This is a genomic window from Colwellia sp. BRX8-9, from assembly GCF_014077245.1.
Lineage (GTDB): Bacteria > Pseudomonadota > Gammaproteobacteria > Enterobacterales > Alteromonadaceae > Colwellia_A.
Genome location: NZ_JACGVN010000015.1, coordinates 18,621 through 40,882, shown reverse-complemented (window position 1 = coordinate 40,882; position 22,262 = coordinate 18,621). Strand labels below are relative to the sequence as shown.

General features: G+C 38.5%; 20 protein-coding genes. 11 read left to right on the top strand and 9 right to left on the bottom strand.

Features of this window, described 5'->3' with window-relative positions; genetic code table 11:
• Window positions 1–29 precede the first annotated feature (29 nt).
• From H4J70_RS13385 to ccoN, 8 genes are all read right to left on the bottom strand, one after another.
• Window positions 30–707, bottom strand: coding sequence for a sulfite exporter TauE/SafE family protein (locus H4J70_RS13385; RefSeq protein WP_259367741.1), 678 nt, complete (start codon window positions 705–707; stop codon window positions 30–32).
• 5 nt (window positions 708–712) lie between these two features.
• Window positions 713–925: a cbb3-type cytochrome oxidase assembly protein CcoS gene (gene ccoS, locus H4J70_RS13380; protein ID WP_182214361.1), complete on the bottom strand. Its 213-nt coding sequence runs from the start codon at window positions 923–925 to the stop codon at window positions 713–715.
• Between the two features lie 29 nt (window positions 926–954).
• Complete coding sequence (locus tag H4J70_RS13375) at window positions 955–3,363, bottom strand: heavy metal translocating P-type ATPase (protein ID WP_182251274.1); 2,409 nt, start codon at window positions 3,361–3,363, stop codon at window positions 955–957.
• Between the two features lie 89 nt (window positions 3,364–3,452).
• Complete coding sequence (locus H4J70_RS13370) at window positions 3,453–3,947, bottom strand: FixH family protein (protein ID WP_182214365.1); 495 nt, start codon at window positions 3,945–3,947, stop codon at window positions 3,453–3,455.
• 163 nt (window positions 3,948–4,110) lie between these two features.
• Window positions 4,111–5,073: a cytochrome-c oxidase, cbb3-type subunit III gene (gene ccoP / locus H4J70_RS13365; protein ID WP_182214367.1), complete on the bottom strand. Its 963-nt coding sequence runs from the start codon at window positions 5,071–5,073 to the stop codon at window positions 4,111–4,113.
• On the bottom strand, window positions 5,066–5,260 hold the full coding sequence (locus tag H4J70_RS13360; protein WP_070377255.1) for a CcoQ/FixQ family Cbb3-type cytochrome c oxidase assembly chaperone: 195 nt from the start codon (window positions 5,258–5,260) through the stop codon (window positions 5,066–5,068). Before H4J70_RS13360 ends, ccoP begins: the two co-directional genes overlap by 8 nt.
• A 5-nt stretch (window positions 5,261–5,265) precedes the next feature.
• A complete protein-coding gene (gene ccoO / locus H4J70_RS13355; RefSeq protein WP_070376712.1) occupies window positions 5,266–5,910 on the bottom strand; it encodes a cytochrome-c oxidase, cbb3-type subunit II in 645 nt (214 codons plus the stop codon).
• Window positions 5,911–5,920: 10 nt separating this feature from the next.
• Entirely contained in the window at window positions 5,921–7,345 is a 1,425-nt protein-coding gene (gene ccoN, locus H4J70_RS13350; protein WP_182214369.1) for a cytochrome-c oxidase, cbb3-type subunit I, read from the bottom strand.
• Window positions 7,346–7,675: 330 nt separating this feature from the next.
• Between ccoN and H4J70_RS13345 the strand changes: the two genes are divergently transcribed.
• Window positions 7,676–8,086, top strand: coding sequence for a hypothetical protein (locus H4J70_RS13345; RefSeq protein ID WP_182251273.1), 411 nt, complete (start codon window positions 7,676–7,678; stop codon window positions 8,084–8,086).
• A gap of 54 nt (window positions 8,087–8,140) precedes the next feature.
• On the top strand, window positions 8,141–8,761 hold the full coding sequence (locus H4J70_RS13340; protein WP_182214373.1) for a LysE family translocator: 621 nt from the start codon (window positions 8,141–8,143) through the stop codon (window positions 8,759–8,761).
• A 104-nt stretch (window positions 8,762–8,865) separates the two neighbouring features.
• On the opposite strand, the gene H4J70_RS13335 is transcribed toward H4J70_RS13340, so the two are convergent.
• Complete coding sequence (locus H4J70_RS13335) at window positions 8,866–9,900, bottom strand: succinylglutamate desuccinylase/aspartoacylase family protein (protein WP_182222132.1); 1,035 nt, start codon at window positions 9,898–9,900, stop codon at window positions 8,866–8,868.
• A gap of 252 nt (window positions 9,901–10,152) precedes the next feature.
• Here H4J70_RS13335 and H4J70_RS13330 point away from each other — a divergent pair, with 252 nt between their 5' ends.
• The 9 genes from H4J70_RS13330 to H4J70_RS13290 all read left to right on the top strand — a co-directional run bounded on the left by H4J70_RS13330 (window position 10,153) and on the right by H4J70_RS13290 (window position 22,244).
• The gene (locus H4J70_RS13330) at window positions 10,153–10,506 is read left to right on the top strand and encodes a hypothetical protein (RefSeq protein ID WP_182214376.1); all 354 of its coding nucleotides are present in this window, start codon (window positions 10,153–10,155) and stop codon (window positions 10,504–10,506) included.
• Between the two features lie 101 nt (window positions 10,507–10,607).
• On the top strand, window positions 10,608–14,075 hold the full coding sequence (gene recC / locus H4J70_RS13325; RefSeq protein ID WP_259368056.1) for an exodeoxyribonuclease V subunit gamma: 3,468 nt from the start codon (window positions 10,608–10,610) through the stop codon (window positions 14,073–14,075).
• Window positions 14,072–17,638: an exodeoxyribonuclease V subunit beta gene (gene recB, locus H4J70_RS13320; RefSeq protein WP_182251271.1), complete on the top strand. Its 3,567-nt coding sequence runs from the start codon at window positions 14,072–14,074 to the stop codon at window positions 17,636–17,638. The genes recC and recB overlap by 4 nt, the downstream gene beginning before the upstream one ends.
• Window positions 17,639–17,642: 4 nt before the next feature.
• Window positions 17,643–19,628: an exodeoxyribonuclease V subunit alpha gene (gene recD / locus H4J70_RS13315; protein WP_182251270.1), complete on the top strand. Its 1,986-nt coding sequence runs from the start codon at window positions 17,643–17,645 to the stop codon at window positions 19,626–19,628.
• Window positions 19,629–19,707: 79 nt separating this feature from the next.
• Window positions 19,708–20,274, top strand: a complete 567-nt coding sequence (locus H4J70_RS13310; protein ID WP_182251269.1) for a DUF3087 family protein — start codon at window positions 19,708–19,710, stop codon at window positions 20,272–20,274.
• A 70-nt stretch (window positions 20,275–20,344) separates the two neighbouring features.
• Window positions 20,345–20,614 carry a DUF5062 family protein gene (locus H4J70_RS13305; protein WP_070376721.1) on the top strand — a complete coding sequence of 90 codons (270 nt, stop codon included), beginning with the start codon at window positions 20,345–20,347 and terminating at the stop codon, window positions 20,612–20,614.
• Window positions 20,615–20,686: 72 nt separating this feature from the next.
• Window positions 20,687–20,857, top strand: coding sequence for a DUF2986 domain-containing protein (locus H4J70_RS13300; protein ID WP_070376722.1), 171 nt, complete (start codon window positions 20,687–20,689; stop codon window positions 20,855–20,857).
• Window positions 20,858–20,866: 9 nt separating this feature from the next.
• On the top strand, window positions 20,867–21,706 hold the full coding sequence (locus H4J70_RS13295) for a hypothetical protein (protein ID WP_182251268.1): 840 nt from the start codon (window positions 20,867–20,869) through the stop codon (window positions 21,704–21,706).
• A gap of 124 nt (window positions 21,707–21,830) precedes the next feature.
• Window positions 21,831–22,244, top strand: coding sequence for a CBS domain-containing protein (locus tag H4J70_RS13290; RefSeq protein ID WP_070376723.1), 414 nt, complete (start codon window positions 21,831–21,833; stop codon window positions 22,242–22,244).
• Window positions 22,245–22,262: the final 18 nt, after the last annotated feature.

Here is a 22,262-nt window from a genome sequence, read left to right as displayed (position 1 = left end):
AATGAGTTATCCCTAATTTATCGATCATATTAAAACAATTGCTGATATGCAAACATTAAACTGTATATTCCGTATGAAATTATCATTAGCGCCATTATTTTCTTGAATTTCGTGTTTGTTACCAACGACTTTATACCAAAAGAGCCAAGTGAAAGACTTAACAAGGCTGGTAAAGTACCTAAACCAAAACTAGTCATAATTAGGGCGCCACTGAGGGCACTTCCACTGGCTAAGGACCAAGTTAATGTCGAGTAGACTAAACCACAAGGTAACCATCCCCAGACTGCTCCTAATGCTAGCGCTTGTTTAGCATTATTAATGGGAATAAACCTTTTACTTAACGGGGATAGATAACGCCAAAGGAACTTACCCATTTTTTCAACTTTTGATAGCCACATTAACCATTGGCCTAAATACAAGCCTAATAAAATTAAAAATACCGCTGCAAATAACCGTAAAAAACCTAATGGAACGCCAATATTCTTTATTGCAATAGAACTACTAAATCCAACGATTGCCCCAATTAAGCTATAAGAAAAAATTCGGCCAACATTATATGCACCGACCAGCTTAAATTTATCGCTGCCTTTTTGTTGCGGTGATATAGCAGATGTTAACATCGTTGTTATACCACCGCACATACCGATACAATGTCCCGAACCTAACAAGCCGATGATGAATGCCGATAAATAATCTATACTCAACATGGCTGTTATTTACTACCCGTATCATTTTTAGCTGTATTTTCGCTATGGGTTTCAGTGGACTTTTTGGTGGTAGTGTTTTCATCTTCATCAAACAAGATACTCATACCTTGTTTCTCTAAATCATCAAATTGTTCAGTTTTTACTGCCCAAAAAAATAAATAAATGGCGATAGAGGTTAGGATTATCGCTATGGGGATCAAAATATAAATAATGCTCATGGTCTTTATGCTCTATTATAAGTTTGCGTTTACTTTTTTAATAAACGTAACGAGTTAGTGATAACCAATATCGAACTTGCAGACATACCTATAACCGCCATATAGGGGGTAATGTAGCCTGAGACGGCAAGGGGCAATACGATAGCATTATAACCGAATGCCCAAAAATAATTTTGCCAAATAATGCGACGAGTTTTATTGGCGACCTGTCTTAATGTTGTTATCGACTTTAAACGATTATTGAGTAAGATAACATCGGCACCGCTTTTAGCTATATCGGTGCCACTCCCCATAGCAATCGAGACATGGGCTGCGCCGAATACTGGCGTATCATTGACACCATCGCCGACCATAGCAACGGTTGAGTTTTTAGGCTGATTTTTTATTATCGCCATCTTATTAGCCGCAGTCAAAGTACTATGTATCTCGTCTAAATGTAGCAATGCCTGAACTTTTTCACAGCCAGCAGGGTTATCACCCGATAGCATGATGGTATAAATATTACATTTCTTTAAGTCATCTAACAGCGTTTGGGCATCATTGCGAATTTCATCGCTTAAATAAAAAGCAGCGACTAATTGGTTGTCTGCTACTAATAGGCAAGAAGCCGTCGCAAATTCTGCCAACATACTTGATTCGCTAAGCAACCAATTAGGTTTGCCGATTTGAAAGTATTGACCGTTCACTTTCCCTTGAATACCAGCACCAGATTTAATTTCAACGGCTTGAGTATGGTAGGAGTAATCACGAAATGCTTTAAACGGTTTGGCTAAAGGGTGCTCAGAATAAGACTCGAGCGCTGCTGCTATAGCTAAAACCTGCTGCTTGCTATAGTTAAGCTTTTCATTATTAAAGCGCTTTATTTCATTAATAGAAAAATCACCAGAAGTTAAGGTACCTGTTTTATCAAAGGCAATAGTGGTTAATTTCGGTAATGTTTCCATAACATGTGCAGATTTTATCATGATACCTTCGCGGTTTAAGCGTGTGGTCGCACAGGTTAACGCTGTGGGGGTTGCCAGTGACAAGGCGCAAGGGCAGGTAGCAACGAGTACCGATAAGGTGATCCAAAAAGCTTCTTCAGGTAAATGCTGTTGCCAATAAAATGCAGTACCTATAGCGGTTAGTAAAATAACCGCAACAAAGTATTGAGCGATTTTATCTGATAATTTTGCTAATTTGGGTTTATGCGCCTGAGATGATTCACTTAATCTGATCAGTTGGCTTAAAAAAGAATGTTCACTGGCTTGTTTAACTTCAACGTTGATATTACCGTCACCATTTATAGTGCCTGCAAAGACAGTATCGCCTATTGATTTATTTAAGGGTAACTGCTCACCCGACAACATCGCTTCGTTGAGTTGGCTGCTGCCTGTAATTATTGTGCCATCAGCGGGAACCACTTCGCCTGGTTTTATGAGTACAATATCGAGAGGACGAAGTTTTTTTGCTGGTAGTATGACTTCTTTTTCTGTTCCTTTATCATCAATGAGTTTTGTCGCTATCATCGGCATTAACTTAAGCAAGTTAGCCGAGACTTCCGCAGCGCGACTTCTTGCTCTAAATTCTAAAAATTTACCAATAAGTAGTAAAAAAGTGAACATCGATACTGATTCAAAATAGACTTCACCTTGCTGAGTGATTGTTGCCCAAGCACTGGCCGAAAATGCCAGTGAAATCGCTATAGCAACAGGAACATCCATAGATAAACGCTTCACTTTTAAAGCATTAATAGCTCCCTTGTAGAAGGGTAATGCGCCATAGGTGACAATAGGTAAGGTCAAGAATAAACTCGCATAGCGTAAATAGATTAAGTTGTACTCATCCATGCCAGAAAAGGCGCCAAAGTATAAGCCAAAAGCGATCATCATGACTTGCATCATTAAAATACCAGAGATACCTAGGCGTTTAATATAATTATTACTTTGGGTTTTGTTAAGTTTTTCGGCGGTACTCGCTTTAAAAGGGAGGGCTTGGTAACCAATATTGCTGATATGATTAATCAGCTCACTAAGTTGTACTTCACTATTATTCCATCGAACAGTTGCACGTTGTGTCGTGGCATTTACATTAATTTTAATTAAGCCGTTTATCTTGATAAGTTGCATTTCGATAAGCCACGCACATGCCGCGCAGCTTATACCGTCAATCGTTAAAATTGCTTCGTTATATTCATCATTTTTATAAGTAAATTCACTTTGTAGGCTGTCATCATCAAGTAACTTATTACGTTGTAACTGCTCAGGAACCAGAGGCTCACCTTTTAGTGCGGGAGCTGTTCTAAAACGATAATATTCACCTAAACCGTTATCAATAATCGCTTGAGCAACACTTTGACATCCAATACAGCACATCGGCTGCATGGTATTCTCAATTTTTATTGATAAATCTAACCCATTAGGAACAATTTCACTGCAGTGATAACAAAGTGTTTTCATATGTTGAGGCCAAGCAAATAATTGGTTTTTATAGAGGTGTTGCTTAGGTGAGGTTAATCAACACCTAAGCTAATAGAGACTATTGGCGCTTAGTTAGCTTCTCTAACATTAGGAATAATATCGATAAATTCACTTTGAGGTAAGAAAATAGTATTTTGAATTTTCCAGTGATTCTCAAAAGGCGTTATGGTTAAGCGCCATTTTCCCTTTACTGGTTCATCAAAGACATGCCTAAAATAGCCATTACCGTCAGGCGTGAGTGCTAAATAGAAATCTCTATCAGCAAGAGTCGGGTGATAAAAATTAAGATTTAACACCGGGAATACTTTATCAATACCGGTAGGTTTGATAATTAATTCGTTATCTTGCAGTTTTAATGCAAAGCGCATCCCTAATTTTTGGGCAAGCTTTACTTTAGAGACTTCTAGGTTAATTGCTTTACCTTTTTTATAGTAATCACCAACGACTAATGGATCGGGATTATGGTTAGCAATAAAGTAAGTCGAAATACCAGCAACAACCGCGGTAGCGGGGAGAATAAAAACGAACCAAGCCCAAGGCTCTTTATACCAAGATGTTTTCATATTAAAAATTCAGTCGGTGAAAGTGCGCGTATTATACGACTTTTTTCTATTGGGAACTATTAAAAAACCAACAATTTACTCACTATTCTTGGCTTGGAAGATATAAAAAAACCTTGCGGTAATAATACCGCAAGGCTGATATATTGAGACTAATTAAACGCAGTTATTTTTGCGATAAACTATACACATATGCACTAACAAGATGTATTTTTTGTTCACCTAAAATATCTTTCCATGCGGGCATTACACCAGCTCGACCATTTTTAATAGATGACTCAACGGCACGTGGAGAGCCGCCATACAACCAGATGTTGTCAGTTAAGTTCGGCGCTCCTAAAGGAATACCCATAGCTAAACTACCTTTACCGTCAGCACCATGGCAACTTGCGCACAGAGCGAACTTTTCTTTACCGGCAGCAGCACTGGCAACGTCAACTTCACGACCACTTAAACTCAGTACATAGGCGGCAACATCTTTAACGCCTTGATCACCTAATGCTGAGCCCCAAGCGATCATACCGTTAGCATTACGACCATATAGAAGTGTATGCTTAATCGATTGTGGGTCTCCGCCGTATAACCAGTCTTTATCGGTTAGGTTAGGGAAACCGGTAGTACCACTTGCATTTGAACCATGACACTGAGAACAATTTTGTAAATATAGGCGTTGACCTACTTTTAACGCTTCTTCATCAGTGGCTAAGTCTTCAATGGTGCGTGCAGCATAGGCATCAAAAATTGGACCATATTTTAAATCGGCGGCTTCAATTTCACGGTCATACTGTACTAAATAACCATTTTCTTTTGCGGCGATTATCTGCGCTTTAGATTCAGCAAGATTCAAAATTCCTTGGTTAGAGCTTTTCCAACCAATAAATCCAGTCCAATTACCTAAACCATAGAGTGCTAAATAACCAAAAGCCCAAATGATAGTTAATAAGAAGAATGTACTCCACCATTGCGGCAGTGGATTATTCAATTCTTCGATGCCATCGAAGGTGTGTCCCATTGACTCACCTTCAGGAACACCTGCAAAGTTCTTTAAACAATAGCGAAGTAGTAAAAAACAACCGACTAAAGTTCCTAGGGTTAAAACCCAAACCCATATATTCCAGAAGCTAGACATTTTTATTAGTCTCCTGTTTGCCATTCACGTCATTAAGCTCAGTCTTTTCTTTATCTTCTTCGAAGATAGAGTTTGCAGCTTCATCAAAAGCGCTTTTACGCTTTTTAGAATAAGACCAAACCACAATAATAATAAATAGTGCCAATATTAATAAAGCTATTAACCCTCTGAGGGTGCCATAATCCATCATCATTATTTCAACGCATGACCGAGAGATTGCAAATAAGCAATAAGAGCTTCCATTTCCGTTTTATCTTTAACCGCGTCTTTAGCACCGGCTAAATCTGCAGCTGAATATAACGGGATACGATTACCTTGTTCATCTTTATGGCTGCGATTGCGCGTTAAGAAATTAAAAGTAGCTAATTTCTTCTCGGTTAATTCGCCATCTAACTTGTTTTCAGCTAACCAGCTAAACGAAGGCATATTCGACTCTGGAACCACTGAACGAGGGTCAAGTAAATGCGCACGATGCCAATCGTCACTATAACGACCACCAACACGAGCTAAGTCAGGACCTGTACGTTTAGAACCCCACAAGAATGGATGTTCCCATACGCCTTCACCAGCGACTGAATAGTGCCCGTATCGCTCAGTTTCAGCGCGAAAAGGACGTATCATTTGGCTATGACATACATTACAACCTTCACGGATATAAATATCACGACCTTCCATTTCTAAAGCGGTGTAAGGTCTGAGGTTGTCAACAGGTGTTGTCGTTGCTTTTTGAAAAAACAACGGTGTTATTTCAACTAAGCCGCCAATACTTATCGCGAGAATAGTGAAAATAGCAAACAAACCAACATTTGTTTCAAATTTTTCATGTTTATTTTTCATCGTCAGCCTCCTAATCTATGGCAACGGGCTTAAGACTTTCGTCTTCAGCATAGATAGTTTTGAACATGTTGTAAGCCATCAATAAGAAACCAGCAACAACTAATACACCACCAACGAAACGGATAAAGTAGAATGGGTATGATGCCGTTAAACTTTCAACAAAGCTGTAAGTTAGCGTACCATCGGTGTTAACCGCTCTCCACATTAACCCTTGCATGACACCTGAAATCCACATAGCAACTATATATAAAACAATACCTGTTGTGTGTAACCAGAAATGCACATTGATCAACTTAATACTGTACATGCGACCTTGATTAAATAGCACTGGAATTAAATGGTACATAGCACCAATTGACACCATAGCAACCCAGCCTAAAGCACCAGAATGCACATGACCAATGGTCCAGTCAGTGTAATGAGAAAGTGCATTTACAGATTTAATTGCCATCATAGGACCTTCAAAGGTAGACATACCGTAGAAAGACAATGAAACAATTAAGAAGCGAAGAATCGGGTCATGGCGAAGTTTATGCCATGCGCCAGAAAGCGTCATAATACCGTTAATCATACCACCCCAAGAAGGTAGGAATAACACGATAGACATTACCATACCAACAGACTGAGCCCAATCTGGCAGTGCAGTGTAATGTAAGTGATGTGGGCCAGCCCAAATGTATAAAGAAACTAATGCCCAAAAATGCACAATAGATAAACGATAAGAATAAACTGGACGTTCAGCTTGTTTGGGTACGAAGTAATACATCATACCTAGGAAACCAGCGGTTAATAGGAAGCCAACGGCATTATGTCCATACCACCACTGCATCATCGCATCGATAGCACCTGAGTAGATAGAGTAAGACTTCATCATAGAAACAGGAATTACCATTGAATTACCAATGTGTAATACCGCAACAGTTAGTATAAAGCCACCAAAGAACCAGTTAGCAACATAAATATGCGAGGTTTTACGTTTAACGAGTGTCCCAAAGAAAACGATGGCGTAACTTATCCATACAATGGCAATTAAAATGTCAACGGGCCATTCTAATTCAGCATATTCTTTACTTGATGTGTAGCCCATAGGAAGCGTGATAACAGCGAGCACAATAACTGCTTGCCAGCCCCAAAAGGTAAATGAAGCAAGTTTGCCGCCAAATAATGTTGTTTTACAGGTTCTTTGAACCACATAATAAGAGGTAGCAAATAAGGCACTCGTACCGAATGCAAAAATAACTGCATTAGTGTGAAGTGGACGAAGACGGGAGTAGGTCAACCAAGGTGTTTCGAAATTCAACGCAGGCCAAATTAATTGAGCTGCAATTAGAACACCAACGAGGGTACCGACAATTCCCCATATTACTGTCATAACAGTAAATTGACGTACAACATCAAAATTGTAGTCTACTGATGACGCATTACTTTGAGACATGTTATGGTTTCCGCAGTTATAATTGTTAACGTAAAACGATTTTTTATGATTAAAAAAACTAAGCGCCAATGATAAGTTACAATTGAAAATATAAATTTCATCTAGCGATAAAAAATCTCCCGTATATAGTAATAATTTTGCATCGAAAAGTCATTAGAATATGCAGTAATTTTGTTGTAGATCAATAATATTTAAAAGCTTAGTACGATTAATGTACATAAAGCACCAAAGAGAGACTGTCCTATTAATAATTTTAATTACAAAAGGCTATTAATCGCTTTTTTTTTAGTCAGCATTGTCAGCTGTGACGCCCAAGAAAAATCTCAACAAGTGAGTTTGCCATTTCAGTGTTTAACTTCGCAAAGCATCTGTGAAATTAAAACCATTTTTGGCAGGATGTTAGTTAAGTTTAATGTTGGAAAAGTGCTAACAGAACACCCTTTTGATATACGGGTTGAACTTAAAAAAGATCATTTGCTTAAGGATAACTTTTCCGCTGAAGATTCGTATAGTGTCGTTGGCTACATGGAAGGAAAAACAATGTTTATGGGTAAAATTCCCTTGTTTTTTACTGAGGACATCACCACAGAGAAAAATTATTTTGTTGCAGAAACAATGTTAGGTAGCTGCTCTGAAGATAATATGGTTTGGCGGTTATGGTTAACAGTAGAAAAAAAATCAGCGAATAATGATAAAGAACAAACAAGTTTTTTTATCGATTTTCAGTCGAGTCGCTTTTAGTTCAATAATATCTTCTGATAAGCTACGCCAAATTTTACTTAGATAGTTACCCTGATGATTGATTACACCACTTTAGTTATATTCATACCAACATTCTTCTTTGTTAGTATTACCCCTGGAATGTGTATGACATTAGCCCTAACACTCGGCATGAGTATTGGTGTAAAAAGAACCTTGTGGATGATGCTAGGAGAACTCATTGGCGTTGCTGCAGTGGCTATTGCAGCGGTTGTTGGTGTTGCTTCAGTAATGCTTAAATATCCCGATGTCTTTGCTGTAGTAAAATATATCGGCGGAGCCTATTTGGTTTATGTTGGTGTACAAATGTGGTTGTCAAAGGGGCGAATGTCGCTAAGCAGTGCCCAAGAGCCTGCGAATATAGGGCGACTTACCTTATTTAATCAAGGCTTGTTTACCGCTATTTCAAATCCTAAAGGGTGGGCATTTATGGTTTCACTCCTACCACCGTTTATTAATACTCAATTGGCAATAACTCCTCAGTTAATGGTTTTAGTTGCTGTGATTATGGTTTCAGAGTTTACTTGTATGATGTTATATGCAAGTGGTGGTAAAACGCTGAGAATTTTCCTCTCGAAGGGAGATAACGTCAAACTTATGAATCGAATAGCAGGAACACTTATGGCCGGGGTGGGGGTTTGGTTAGCACTAAGTTAATCCTTGTTAAAAAGAGCATTATCATTTTTAGCCCTATTTACTAGGGCACTGTTATTATTATCCAGCTCATAATAAACGTTATCTTTTACTCTTTGGGCCGTTGACTAAACTTTTATCACGTAAAATAAGCAATCATTTAAAGCGATGTTTTTATTTTCAGTTGCCATAAAAATGCGTAAATCAACGGCACAGGTTAAAATGTTTTTACGACAGCTAAAATGATCATCAATCACATTATTTCCATGCTCGTCAATGAGAACAAAATTATCAAGTCCTTTGTCATCAACCCAGCCTAACATTTGATCTTTTCGAGAAATACCATAGTTAAGTTGTTCAATATTTGATTTTATACAAACACCACTAAAGCCTTCATCGTGATCACCATAAGTTAAAGGGGTGTGTGGTTTTAACTCTAAACGTAATGGTCGATAAATAATATCAACCGCTCTATTTTGTTGGAAGGTTTTAGCTTGTTTATTTAAGGTCAGCTGCTTTAAACCTTGGTAAGCAACATGATGAGACTGTTCGTCCTTGCTACCGCCACATTTTACCGTGATCATTGGGCAATCAAACTTTCGTTCCATTAATGTTCCCAATTGTAAGCCTGATAATATAAGGGTCTGGCAAAAATAAGACGTTATTGATAACACCTCAGGCGTTATCATCGGTGCTATAGCAAACGCAGGTCCAGACCCTGCACAATTATGCAAGTCAACAAGAAGTTCTGGATTAACCTCTTTTATGGCTTTCTCTATCAGTAAAGCTCGTTGACAAAAGCCACAATCTGGAATTTTATCACCAGAAAAACAGCGATTAATATCTTTACCGCCATCAAGATAACGACGACTAAATAACGGCGAAATATTAGCGGCCTCAACCGAGCAAATAATAAAGCGGACATTGGTTGTTGGCACAGGTAGTTGCTCATTAGCCGTTAACCAACGATGCATGGCAATTAACCCAGAAGGTTCATTGCCATGTAATAGTGTGGTAAATACCCGACATTTATCTTGATCACTGCCGGTAATATCAATCACTGTAGGCCCGGTCAATGTCATTAAAAACTGTATATAATCGGCTTTTAGTAAAAGAGAACCTGGATTTTTTAAATAGGTAATTTCATCAAAATCTATGTCCATTAGCGATTTCCAATATCCTGTTTGTGTAAGTGGTAGTCATTAAAGATACTTAACTTTGTCAGCAAAGTGTCTCTCTAAGGCGGTACAATGAATTAGCATGTCACAACTTGGGGTAAGTCTTTGTTGATTAGGGTCAATAATGATGAGAAAAGCATGAATTATTTTTATGAAAAGTGTTTATTTAAGACAAACTAATAAAAGTTACTCGTTTATATGTTTGTCGAAAGAAAATTTTTCAACTAACCTTAATTTATGACTTCATTTGAGTATTTGGCTATGGGACATTTTCATATACCGAGTAAATCGAATTTTGACATGGCAAAGTTTGCCGCGGTGATCAGTTACTTTACCGTTATTGGTTGGTGTATTGCGATACTGCTATATAGTGGTAATCGGTCAAGTTTTTCTACTTTTCATTTAAAACAATCTTTAGGCCTAGTATTAACTTTTACGCTTTTGTCCTTTATTCCTCTTATTGGCTGGGCAGCGAGTGTTTTTGTATTTATTATCTGGTTGATGGCTATCTATTATGCAATATTAGGTGAAAAATATTCGGTGCCTTTTTTAGGTGAATATTTTCAAAGACATCTAGACTTTATTCAATAAAACTAGCAGTTTCACCACAATAACTTAGCTGATTTTTATAGCTTTATTGGTATTGTTATGCTTAAATTTAGGCAGAAAATATTGCACCTAAGGCCTTCATATTGTTCTATCTTTATCCTGCTAATAAAATGGAAAATTTATTAGCACTTCTCGATAAAATCCAACAGGTTTCACCACTTCCTATTTTCAGCCAAGAAATGATTGTTGTGCAAAATGCGGGTATGCAGCATTGGCTTAATATGTCGTTAGCCCAACAACGCGGCATCAGCATGAATATCAGTTATGCCTTGCCGTCACAGTTTTTATGGAAACTGGTCAGAAGCATGGCAAGTGATGAAGATGTTCCCGATCAATCGCCGTTCTCTCGTGAAGTACTTTCATGGCGAATAGATCAGTTACTCGCTAGTGCTGTTGTTATACAAGACCCTGATTTTTCCAGTGCAAGCCAATACTGGTTAGGGGGCGCTACTGATGAAGATGACTTAGCCAATAGATCTGTTGGCGAATCTGAAAAAATAAAGCAAGACAACCCAAGAGTATTTACCGAACAGCAAACCTTGAAACGCTATCAACTTGCTTGTCAATTAGCTGATTTATATGAGCAATATTTGATTTTTAGGCCACAGTGGATTAATGATTGGCATCAAGGTAAGAGCAGCCAAAGTTTTGTTAATAAAGAACAAGCGTTAGCCGTTGAAAAATGGCAAGCAAAATTATGGCAATTGTTAACGCAAGAGCAAAGTTATAATCCGCTTGAGTTAGTCAATAAAGCCATTGAAAATATTGTCAGCAAAAAGCACTTATTGCCACCGCGCTTATCTTTCTTTGGTATCAATGCGATGGCGCCAATGTGGTTATCGTTTATTGAAGCGATAAGCGAACATCTTGATGTACATTTTTTCCATCTTAATCCCTGTTTTGATTATTGGGGCGATATACAATCAGAAAAACAAGCGATTAATTTACTCTCAAAATGGGTCGTCGGGCACGATGATATTACCGTAAATGTTGGTAACCCTTTGTTGGCTAATTTAGGTCAGCAGGGCCGCGAGTTTATGGCCTTGCTTAACGATTATTCAACGGTAAATATTGAAGTTTTTGATGCGGTTGAACATAGTGATGGAGCAGAAAATATATCGGTTTTGCAGCAAGTTCAACAAGACATTTTAACGTTAACGGATCAAAGAAGCACCGCCAAAAACCAACAAGACAACTCGATTGTTTTTTCCAGCGCACACAGCGCATTACGTGAAGTACAAGGCTTGCACGACTGGTTACTGCATCAGTTTAATGATGATAAAACCTTAACCCCTAAAGATGTATTAGTGATGTGCCCACAAGTTGAACAATATGCCCCTTATGTTAGTGCTGTATTTGCACGAGGCTGGCAAGACTTAGCGGATAAAATCCCGCCATTACCTTGTTCTATTGCCGACCGGGTAAGCAAAGATGCAGAGCCCGTTGTCGCCGCTTTTACCCAATTACTGAGTTTACCCGATAGTCGTTTTCAAGTTTCCCAAATCATTGGCATGTTACGTTTACCTGCCATGCAAAATAAATTTTCAATCAGTCTTGAAGAGCTAGACAAAATGTCTGCTTGGCTTGAACAAGCTTGTGTGCATTGGGGCGTTGACCAGCAACATAAGCAAGAGGTCTTGCATAGTCTCGAAGTCAATAATGCTTTTACCTGGCAACAAGGTTTGTCGCGATTAATGCGTGGCTTTGCTTTTTCTGACCGTTCAATATATGTAGATGAACAACTGTATTTACCAAATGTCGAGGGCAACGATGCCATTTTACTGGGTAAGTTAATGTTGATTATCGAGCAATTACAGCATTTTTCCCAACAACTTGGCCAAGATAAATCAGCCAATCAGTGGCAACAATTTTTATTAACGATGTTAAATAGTCTTTTTGAAGTAACCGACGAAATGGCCTTTAACGTTATTGACCAAGCGATCGGCTCTTTGGCCGAATACTGTCAACATGCCAATTATCAGCCCAATATCAGTTTGAGTGTGGTACGTGACTTTCTGACAAATCATTTTAGTCAGCCCGATCCTGGTCGGCAATTTATGGTTGGGCAGATAACCTTTTGCTCGATGTTACCGATGCGCAGTATTCCCTTTAAAGTGATTGCTATTTTAGGCTTGAACGATGGCGAATTTCCTCGACAACGCCAACCGCTAGGTTTTGATCTTATGGCGAGTAGTAAAAGCGAATTGGGTGACAGATCGCGCCGTGGTGACGACAGATACTTGTTTTTAGAAGCCATTATATCGGCGCGACAGTCATTATATTTAAGCTATCAAGGCCGTAATATTCGCAATAATAATGAAAAGCAGCCATCGGTTGTCCTGAAAGAATTGATGGAATATTTAGAAGCAGGCTATGGCTGGCAGTTACATAATGCTGAGGCTGGCAATGACGAAAATGGTAATGGTGATCGATCTTCAGATATTAAACAATTACCCATGCAAGCATTCAGTGAGCATAACTATTTAGGCAAATTTAAAAGCTTTGACCCTAATTGGTTGAAACTTAAATCAGCTAAAAAAATCCAACAAAGCGATGCTTTATTGTTACCACTTTCGATCATTGCTGATGATGATCCTAAAGTTGTCGATATTAATGAACTGATCCGCTTTTTTCAGCATCCGGCAAAAGCCTTTGCTCAACGACACTTGCAGTTGTTCTTTGAAAGCCACGAAACACAACTTGATGATACTGAACCATTCAGTGAAAACTTCTTGCAGAGTTATTTGTTACGTCAACAGCTGTTAGCGCTTTATCTCGTGGGTAGCAGCGAAGATGAGATTTCTTCTGCGGTAAGTGCGGCAGGGGTGAGCGGCGTTTTTCCTGATTTACCCAGTACCCATGATAGTCTAGAGCGCTGGCGTGATGACAGTGAAACCTTTAGTGAATTCATTCAAAGTCAAAGCCAATTAATCAACGACAGCTTACCGATAACGTTTATCAATACCGAGCTTGATGTGGTACTTACCGATAACAGTCATTTTACCCTCAGTGCTAATTTCCCGGTGCAAGCGGACAGCTTAATGTTTTATCGCAGCTCTTCGGCAAAAGGCAAAGACTTGTTTGGCCTTTATCTACATCAAATTATTATGCAGTGCTGGCAAGCAAATACCTCGAACTTAAATGCGGCTCATTTAACCGAAGAGCAAAATATGCTTGCGCAGGTGAATGTCACTAAAGGTTTTTATTTTGATACTAAAAATCAAAAACCAACACAATACCGTTTTAGTAAAATAGACAATGCCCAGGCACAACTCGCTTTTATTGTTGAGACCTATCTTAAAGGGCAACAGCAAGCTTTATTACTAAATACTGAATTGATTGAAAAATTCTTTAAAGCTAAAGCCTTTGCGCAAAGTAGTTTTGAAAAACTATGGTCTGACAGTGGCAGTATGCTTAGCGTGGTAAAACCCCTAGGACAAGACCCTTATATGCATTATTTCTGGCAGCAATGTCCTGAATTTTCCGAGTACCAATCAACATTCACCGCACTTTATCAACCGATGTGGCAAGCTCAGGAGCAAATAAAATGAAGATGAATAATCTTGTTGCTCACCAGATCCCGTTGCAGGGTAAGCACTTAATTGAAGCCAGTGCCGGTACCGGTAAAACCTTTAATATCACCCGCTTGTATTTACGGCTATTACTCGAAAAGCAATTGCCTGTTGAACAAATACTGGTTATGACCTTTACCAAAGATGCGACCGAAGAGCTACGTGGCCGTATCGATAGTTTTATTCGCCAAGCGCTTAACCATTGGGACGAGTTAATTGTCAGCGATGAGTTCTTTAGCGCGATAAGTCAGCACATTGATGAAAAGTCGGCAAAGATACGTTTGCGCCAAGCATTGTTATATTTAGATGAAGCGGCAATATTTACCATACATGGCTTTTGTAAACGGGTGTTAAGCCAACATGCCTTTGCTAGTGGTGTGGCCTTTAACGCGCAAATGGAAACTAATTGCCAAGATTTAGTGCTACAAGCTTGCCAAGACTGGTATCGAGTATTGGCAAAAGATAGCCCTGAACACTTTAAGCAAGTGATGCAGTTTTGGCCAAATCCGTTAAATTTTCTCAGCCAATTTTCTAAAGCCATTAGTAAACATAATGCGCTTGATGTCGTCAATGTTGCTGCAATAGAGCAGTTATTTACCGAATTAGTACAGCAAGCGGTTTATAACCTCGAGAACAACCTACCACTGCTGACTCAGTACCTTATTGATGTTAAAAAAGGCAGTGAACGTGAAAAACGTCAACAAGAGCTTGACTCATTAATACAATGGTTACATCGACTTGCTGAAGATCTGCGTGTTGCTGATGAAAAAATGCCAGATGGTTTTATTGATGGCAAGCGTTATGCGCGCTCGGTGGGTAAAATCGAACTGTTAGCGGTATTTGAACCCGTAAAAATGGTTAAAGCTGAATTGAAATCCCTGGCTAAAAAAATTGAAAAAGCCAAGGCACTGGTCATTGTCCGCGAAGGTATTTATCAAATACGAGCCAATATCACAGAACAAAAAAGCACCACCAATATTTTAAGTTTTGACGATCTTATTTCAACCTTGGCCAATTGCTTACAAGCGAAAAGCAGTAACGCACAAGTCCTAGCACAAACCCTATTTGAACAATATCCGGTGGCGTTAGTCGATGAATTCCAAGATACCGATCCCTTACAATTCTCGATACTAGAAGCCATATATTATCACCAAAGTAAGGCCGCTTTATACATGATAGGCGACCCCAAGCAAGCGATTTATGGTTTTCGAGGGGGCGATGTTTTTGCATATTTATCTGCCCGAAAAGATTGTGACCAACAGTGGTTAATGGATACGAATTGGCGGTCAACACCAGCAATGATCGCTGGCTATAACCGCTTATTTTACGGCGAAGCGATCACCGATAAAGTTGATGTTACTCAAGGGAATAGTCGGGTGTTTGGTTACGATATTCCCTATATTCCAGTAAAAGCTTCACCGCCAGCACTTATTAAATATAAAGCAATTACCGATAACGCCTTACAATTTGTGCATTTTGTTGATGAAGAAGCAAAAAAATCGGTTGCTCAAAGTTTTCGCCCAGTGATGGCCACTTGGTGTGCCAATGAAATTATCAATTTACTTGCCGCGCCTACTAACGAAAATAACCATAAATTAAGCTCAAAAGATATTGCTATTTTAGTGCGTGATGGCGCTGAAGCACGTGATATAAAACAAGCGTTAGAACAGGCTAATTTAGCGTCAGTCTTTATGAGTAATCGCGCTAATTTAATGAAAAGTGAGCAAACAGAGCAATTGATACAGCTGCTAAAAGGGATCTTGTTTGTTGAAAATGAACGCTACTTTAGTGCTGCCATTGCCTGTGATTTACTCGACTATCACCCTGAAAAATATCGTGAATTACAAGAAAACGAACTTGCTTGGCAAGCATTGAAATTTGATTTTGAGCAACTACGTAATGAATGGTTGTATAAAGGTTTTATTTCGATGGCATTAAAATTAATGCATGACCATTTTTGTATCGCCGATGAAAACCAAGATCGCATTTTAACCAATTTATTGCATTTATTTGAAATACTGCAAACGGCCAGTCAACGCCACCGTCAACCACAAGAATTACTTTATTGGCTTGAACAACAAAGTCGGGTTGACGATCCTGAAATTGAAGCCGAGTTACGTCTAGAAAGTGATGATAATTTAATACGCATTATTACCCAGCATGGCTCAAAAGGTTTAGAATATCCGGTGGTGTTTGTTCCTTTTGCCACCCGTCATAAAGACCCACTTAAGTTCGGTGCAAGCTCGGTGACCTTTATTGAGTATCATGATGAAAACCATCAGCTAAAATTAAGTTTAGACGGCTCTGACCATGCTAAGGAGTCAATGGCCAATGAGGCTTACGCTGAAGCGATTCGGCTATTATACGTTGCGGTAACCCGAGCAGAAAAACGTTGTTATATCTTAACAACCGCTTTTGATAAGGCCGAGCATTCGCCACTGGGTAGAGCGTTAAAGTGGCAAAGTCAGCAAGATATTGAAGAAAACTTACGCCAACTGGTTAATGATGAACCTAACAACATCAGTTTAGTGACCCTATCATCATTAGAAAACGCCAGTGAGCTTATTGCTCAACAAGCGCCATTAGCGGAAGTTAGTGATAAAACCGGTCAAGTTGCTCACTTTAACGGTAAAATAGAACGCGATTGGTGGCTAAGTTCATTTTCAGCCTTAAGTCGAAATTTACGTCACGGTGGTGTATCTTCGCCTGATCGAGATAACCCACTCGAAAAAAATAGCATGACTGACCTTCAGTCTAGTGCAATGCAAGCGAGTAGTTTATTACGCTTTAATTTAGCAAAAGGGGCTCATACGGGTAATTTATTGCATGATATTTTAGAACATACCGATTTTAATGCCCCCGACTGGCAAGAAGCTATGCATTGGCCCTTGCAAAAGTATGGAGAACTAACCGCGGGTTATCAAGCTGAAGATCTGCAGAGTTGGTTAGCGCAAATGATTAATTCGCCATTGGGTGATAGCGCATTAGATATTGATAATAGCGAGCCCTTTAGCTTAGCTGACTTGAAGCAAACAAAAACACTGCGAGAAAGTGAGTTTTATTATCCAATGTGCTCAGCGAGTACTGATAAATTAACGCAGATATTGTCAAAACATCGTAATACGCACAGTCAATCAACACAGCAATCAATTGTTCGCTTACCGGCATACCAGCAGTTAAAAGGTATGATGCACGGTTTTATTGATTTGATTTTTGAGCATAATAATAAATATTATATCTGTGATTATAAGTCCAGCCACTTAGGTAATGATTTTAGTGACTATAATCAGCAAGCAATGAAAGAGAATATTGAAAAAAATCATTATGACTTACAATACCTGATTTATGCGTTAGCCTTACACCGTTATTTAAGTCACAGCTTAGATAATTACGATGTAGAACAGCACTTTGGTGGTACTTATTATTTATATTTACGCGGTATGACCGACCAAGTTGAACACATTAATTGTGGTGTCTACTATCGAAAAATCGAGGCGCACGAACTTGCCGCGCTTGATCAATTGTTTTTAGGAGTTGAATAAGCATATGGCAGTGTTATATAAGCAGTTTAACCATGCTCAACAGCAGCTTAATAATATTGAAGCGGTTGATTACTTTTTTGCAAAAGAAATTCAACAAAGCTTAGTTAATCGCGATAAGCATAATAATAATGATAACCAACAACTTTTTCACTTACTGCTTGCCCTCAGTGAAAGCCTTAGGGCAGGCCATAGCTGTTTACCGTTAGCCACTATCGCGAGTACGCGCTTTGGGTATAGCTGTGATAAACAAGGTATTGTTACTCATAACGGCTTTACCTTTGCCGAGCAACCACAATTAGTCAGTTTATGTGAACACTTGTCTATTATGGCTGATGATAACCACGCGATTGTTTTTTATGAAAATAACCTGTATTTACGTCGTTATTACCATTTTGAGCAAGAGTTACTGACTTTTATTTCAGCAAAAAGTGCTCAAGCCAAGGATTTAAATGTACAAACATTTAACGTCGTTGATATTAAAAGCTGCTTAGCAACACTCTTTCCACAGCAACAGTCAGCAGATGATAACGATGAAATAGATTGGCAAATGGTTGCGGTCGCCAATGCCATTAATAAAAAATTCAGTATTATTGCTGGCGGGCCAGGTACAGGTAAAACCTATACGGTGACTAAGTTGTTAGCAGCTTTGGTGATGTTAAACTCAAGCTCAAGTTCAAGTTCAAGTTCAAGTTCAAGCTCAATTGAAAAGCCCAATGCAGATTTAAAGATAGCCTTGGTAGCGCCAACGGGTAAGGCGGCTCAGCGTTTATCTGAATCAGTTACTAATGCTTTACAAGGATTTACAGGACAAATAAGTGCAACGGTTTTATCAAAAATACCGCAAGAGGCACAAACGCTGCATCGACTCTTAGGTGTTATTCCTAACAGTGTTAATTTTCGCCATCACCAAGACAATTTACTGAATATTGATGTGCTGTTAATTGACGAAGTGTCAATGGTCGATTTGGCGTTAATGGTAAGAGTTTTTAGAGCTTTACCTAGCCATTGCCAAATCATACTTTTAGGCGACGCTGATCAACTGCCGTCCGTTGCTGCTGGTAGCGTACTTAACGATTTAGCACCTAAGCCTCATCGTGGCTACAGCCCCGAGAATCATCAATATTTAAGCCAAGTCAGCCAATGTGCAAACTTACCTCAGTGGAAAAAGTCGCCAAAATCATCAGGGTTGACCCTAGCCGCAGATCACGTGGTGTTTCTTGACAAAAGTAGACGTTTTGATGGTGAAGGAGGGATCGGAAAAATAGCGAGCCATGTTATTAATGGTCGCTTTAGCGAAAGTTGGCAATTATTAACAGAAAAACCAGTTATAGATAATAATAACCAAGACGTGCCTCAGTCTGGGAATACCTTATGCTTACTCGAAGGTAAAACTAGTTCTTGGTTAGCGGCATTCGTTAGTGAGTATTACGCGCCCATTTTCGCGCAAAAAACAGTGTCTGCTGCCTTTAAACAATTACAAAAATTTCGTATCTTATGCGCAACACGTGTTGGTGAGCAGGGGGTTGAGTCGTTAAACGAACAAGTACAAAATATACTGATTAAACGCGGTGATATTAATGCTTTTGATACTCGCTATTGCGGGCAACCTATTATGATCAATGTTAATAATTATTCACTAGGTTTATACAACGGCGATATTGGTTTATTGTGGAAAAATGAGTCAGGCCATTTAATGGCTGTTTTTGAGCAAGCAGACAATGAATATAAGTGGGTGAATCCGGCGCGTTTACCTCAGCATGAAACCGTTTATGCGATGACCATTCATAAAACTCAAGGCAGTGAGTTCGAACATGTTGTGATGGTCTTACCGGAACAAACTGATAATAAATTACTTTCTAGGGAATTAATGTATACCGCTATTACTCGGGCTAAGAAAAAACTGAGTATAGCTACCTTAGCGAATGTTTGGCGACAAGGAGTCACGACAAAAACAACACGCTATTCAGGTGTCGACCTCTATAAAAAATAAAGCTAGAGAATAGGGTTTACTGAAAGAAATTACGTTAGAATAACGTTTTAATTTTAGTAACCCATTAATAAGTTGTACCATGACGTTAAAAGACATAGATAAAAAAGCTTATCGCAGTAAGCTTAATCAAGTGATTGTTGGTTTTATTGTTACCTTCGCAATATTAGCCATTGCTTTTGGTGGTATATTGATTGCGTTATTTGCAGAGCCCTTAGCGCTTGATACCATGGCTCAAGCGAGTATGAATACCGCGATAGAGTCGGGCCAGCAAACCAGTAACTTTCGTTATAACTTTTTAGGCGTTATTCTGGCATTGTTAACGTGTGCTGGGATACTAAGACAATTAAAAAACACGCCCTTTTTTAATGAAATCTATTATGTTTGGCAACTTAAACAAACGCAAAATATTATTTATCGTCGTTTGAAAAAAATTAAACAAGCGAGTGTTAATGGTGATGAAAATGCCTTAATTATTTTGAAATTTTATTATGCTAGCCTAAAGCAACTTTATTTATTAGATGACAATACACTGACTATGTCGTCGTTAGAGGCTGATATTACTCATCTTGAGGGATTAATCACTCAACATGGAAAAGAAATTACTACCGAGCAGTTTACCAAAGTGTTACTTTCAAGCTATAAATAACGAATCGACCTTGATGGCAGTAAATTAAATGCCTTTTACTTTGATGTGAAGCCACAATAAAAGAAGCCCAATGAAAAAACCTAAAAAGTTAAAGAATGAAACCGCTTTATTAAAAAAAGCGATTGAAGTTGGCGAAAAATATGCGATGAACCGAGGTTATAATGGTTTTTCTGCCACCAATGCTTCAAAAGACAAGGTTGAAAGCTTGTACCGCCTATTGGTTAACGACAAGCTTATTCAAGCTTCGCCTGCTGATGGTGAAGACTTGCTTAGTATGAAACATCGATTAGCAATGTGGATAGCAAAGCAATTACCCGAAGACCATCCATTACTTAAGTAATAAATGCCTATTTTAATGATAGGGTCTGTGCGTTTAAATAACGCTTTATAAATTTAAATATAGAAAAATAAAATGAATCGTAAGAAAAAAATAAATGCCGCGTTAAAAAGTAAGCAGAAAAAAGCCAATGCTAAATTACATACCAGCAACAAGCCCCGTTATGTTTCAAAAGCTGAACGTGCACTTTTAGAAGGAAAAGAAGCGGCTGTTCAAACAACTGATGAACCGCAACTTACTGAGTAATTATTGGTTATGCTAGCTAAACTATTAAATATTATAAAACCGGCGAGTAAAATTGATGTAAGTGATGCCATTGATCAAGATAGTCATCAATGGATCCTCGATACTTTTTCTTGGGCGCTTACACATTTTGATGTTGCAGAGTTTAAAAACAATAGTCAGCTTGTATTACCTAATAATGAATTTTATCAAGGCAGTGTAACTAGTGTTCATGAAATGGCACTGAGTATTTTTAAACAAACAACCACCTATGCCGGTATGCAGCAGTGGCCCATTATATTGATCACACCAGAGCAGTTTTTTGCGGGTACTCAGCAAATAACCATTCCACCGTTTAATATGGTTGACCATTGTCGTGGTAACAATACGCCCTTTGCTAAATTAAGTGAAGAAGATACAGCGAAGCTTCAACAACAGCCGATCATGCTTTCTTATGGCGAAAATCAAGTTAATCAGCCACAAGATCTTATTTCGTCCATTGTACAAAACCTTGCGAATATCCTGATTGTCCAACAAACTAGTTTACCACCAGGTGGCAAAGAGTTTATTCCTCAAGCCGTTGATGTTATCGCTTGTTTTATGGGCTTTGGTATCATATTTAGTAACACAGCTTATCAATTTAGAGGCGGCTGTGGCTCGTGTAATAACCCTAATGCAAACCGTCAGTCGGCATTGCCAGAAAATGAAACAGTGCATGCTTTAGCGCTATTTTGTTTGCTTAAAGCGATAAGACCTAACGCGGTAAAACCTCATTTAAAATCACATTTACGAAAACAGTTTTCACTTTCCTATCATGCTTTAACAAACACCATAAAAAATTCTCCGGATCCCGTTTTACTGTCTTTACTTTAATCAAGCGATGTTTATTAAAAATAAAAAAACTATTTTCACTAAATTCATGATTTATTAAATAAAAGCGTCTACAGTTATTTTTATTGGTTGGGCATTTTATTTTTGATTTTGTGAGGTAATAACTATGTTGAGTATCCAAGTAAAAGACTATATGAACCACTATCCAGTTACTTTTACTTCAGAAATGGTGGTTGAAGAGGCGGCGTTGCGCTTTTTAAAAACAAAGCAAATTGGTGGTCCAGTGATCGATGGTAATAATCGTGTTATTGGTTTTCTTTCTGAAAGTGATGTTTTAGCAACAATGCTACAGACGATTTATCATAATGAACATGTGAGTGATGTTGCCGCATTGATGCGCAAAGAAGTATTATCAGTTAAACCCTCTGACAGTGTCATAGAACTTGCGCAAAGCATGTTACAGAATAAACCTAAAGTTTATCCAGTGGTAGACGAAGATGGTATTTTACTGGGTACTATATGTCGTAATGATGTTCTATACGGTATTGATCAATATACTCGAAGTACCTTTAAACCTTAGTCAGCTCAGTTAATCTTA

Coding starts and splice junctions, on each gene's coding strand:
- H4J70_RS13385 (WP_259367741.1), bottom strand. CDS start 707: ATGTTGAGTATAGATTATTTATCGGCATTCATCATCGGCTTGTTAGGT.
- ccoS (WP_182214361.1), bottom strand. CDS start 925: ATGAGCATTATTTATATTTTGATCCCCATAGCGATAATCCTAACCTCT.
- H4J70_RS13375 (WP_182251274.1), bottom strand. CDS start 3,363: ATGAAAACACTTTGTTATCACTGCAGTGAAATTGTTCCTAATGGGTTA.
- H4J70_RS13370 (WP_182214365.1), bottom strand. CDS start 3,947: ATGAAAACATCTTGGTATAAAGAGCCTTGGGCTTGGTTCGTTTTTATT.
- ccoP (WP_182214367.1), bottom strand. CDS start 5,073: ATGTCTAGCTTCTGGAATATATGGGTTTGGGTTTTAACCCTAGGAACT.
- H4J70_RS13360 (WP_070377255.1), bottom strand. CDS start 5,260: ATGGATTATGGCACCCTCAGAGGGTTAATAGCTTTATTAATATTGGCA.
- ccoO (WP_070376712.1), bottom strand. CDS start 5,910: ATGAAAAATAAACATGAAAAATTTGAAACAAATGTTGGTTTGTTTGCT.
- ccoN (WP_182214369.1), bottom strand. CDS start 7,345: ATGTCTCAAAGTAATGCGTCATCAGTAGACTACAATTTTGATGTTGTA.
- H4J70_RS13340 (WP_182214373.1), top strand. CDS start 8,141: ATGATTGATTACACCACTTTAGTTATATTCATACCAACATTCTTCTTT.
- H4J70_RS13335 (WP_182222132.1), bottom strand. CDS start 9,900: ATGGACATAGATTTTGATGAAATTACCTATTTAAAAAATCCAGGTTCT.
- H4J70_RS13330 (WP_182214376.1), top strand. CDS start 10,153: ATGACTTCATTTGAGTATTTGGCTATGGGACATTTTCATATACCGAGT.
- recB (WP_182251271.1), top strand. CDS start 14,072: ATGAAGATGAATAATCTTGTTGCTCACCAGATCCCGTTGCAGGGTAAG.
- recD (WP_182251270.1), top strand. CDS start 17,643: ATGGCAGTGTTATATAAGCAGTTTAACCATGCTCAACAGCAGCTTAAT.
- H4J70_RS13310 (WP_182251269.1), top strand. CDS start 19,708: ATGACGTTAAAAGACATAGATAAAAAAGCTTATCGCAGTAAGCTTAAT.
- H4J70_RS13305 (WP_070376721.1), top strand. CDS start 20,345: ATGAAAAAACCTAAAAAGTTAAAGAATGAAACCGCTTTATTAAAAAAA.
- H4J70_RS13300 (WP_070376722.1), top strand. CDS start 20,687: ATGAATCGTAAGAAAAAAATAAATGCCGCGTTAAAAAGTAAGCAGAAA.
- H4J70_RS13295 (WP_182251268.1), top strand. CDS start 20,867: ATGCTAGCTAAACTATTAAATATTATAAAACCGGCGAGTAAAATTGAT.
- H4J70_RS13290 (WP_070376723.1), top strand. CDS start 21,831: ATGTTGAGTATCCAAGTAAAAGACTATATGAACCACTATCCAGTTACT.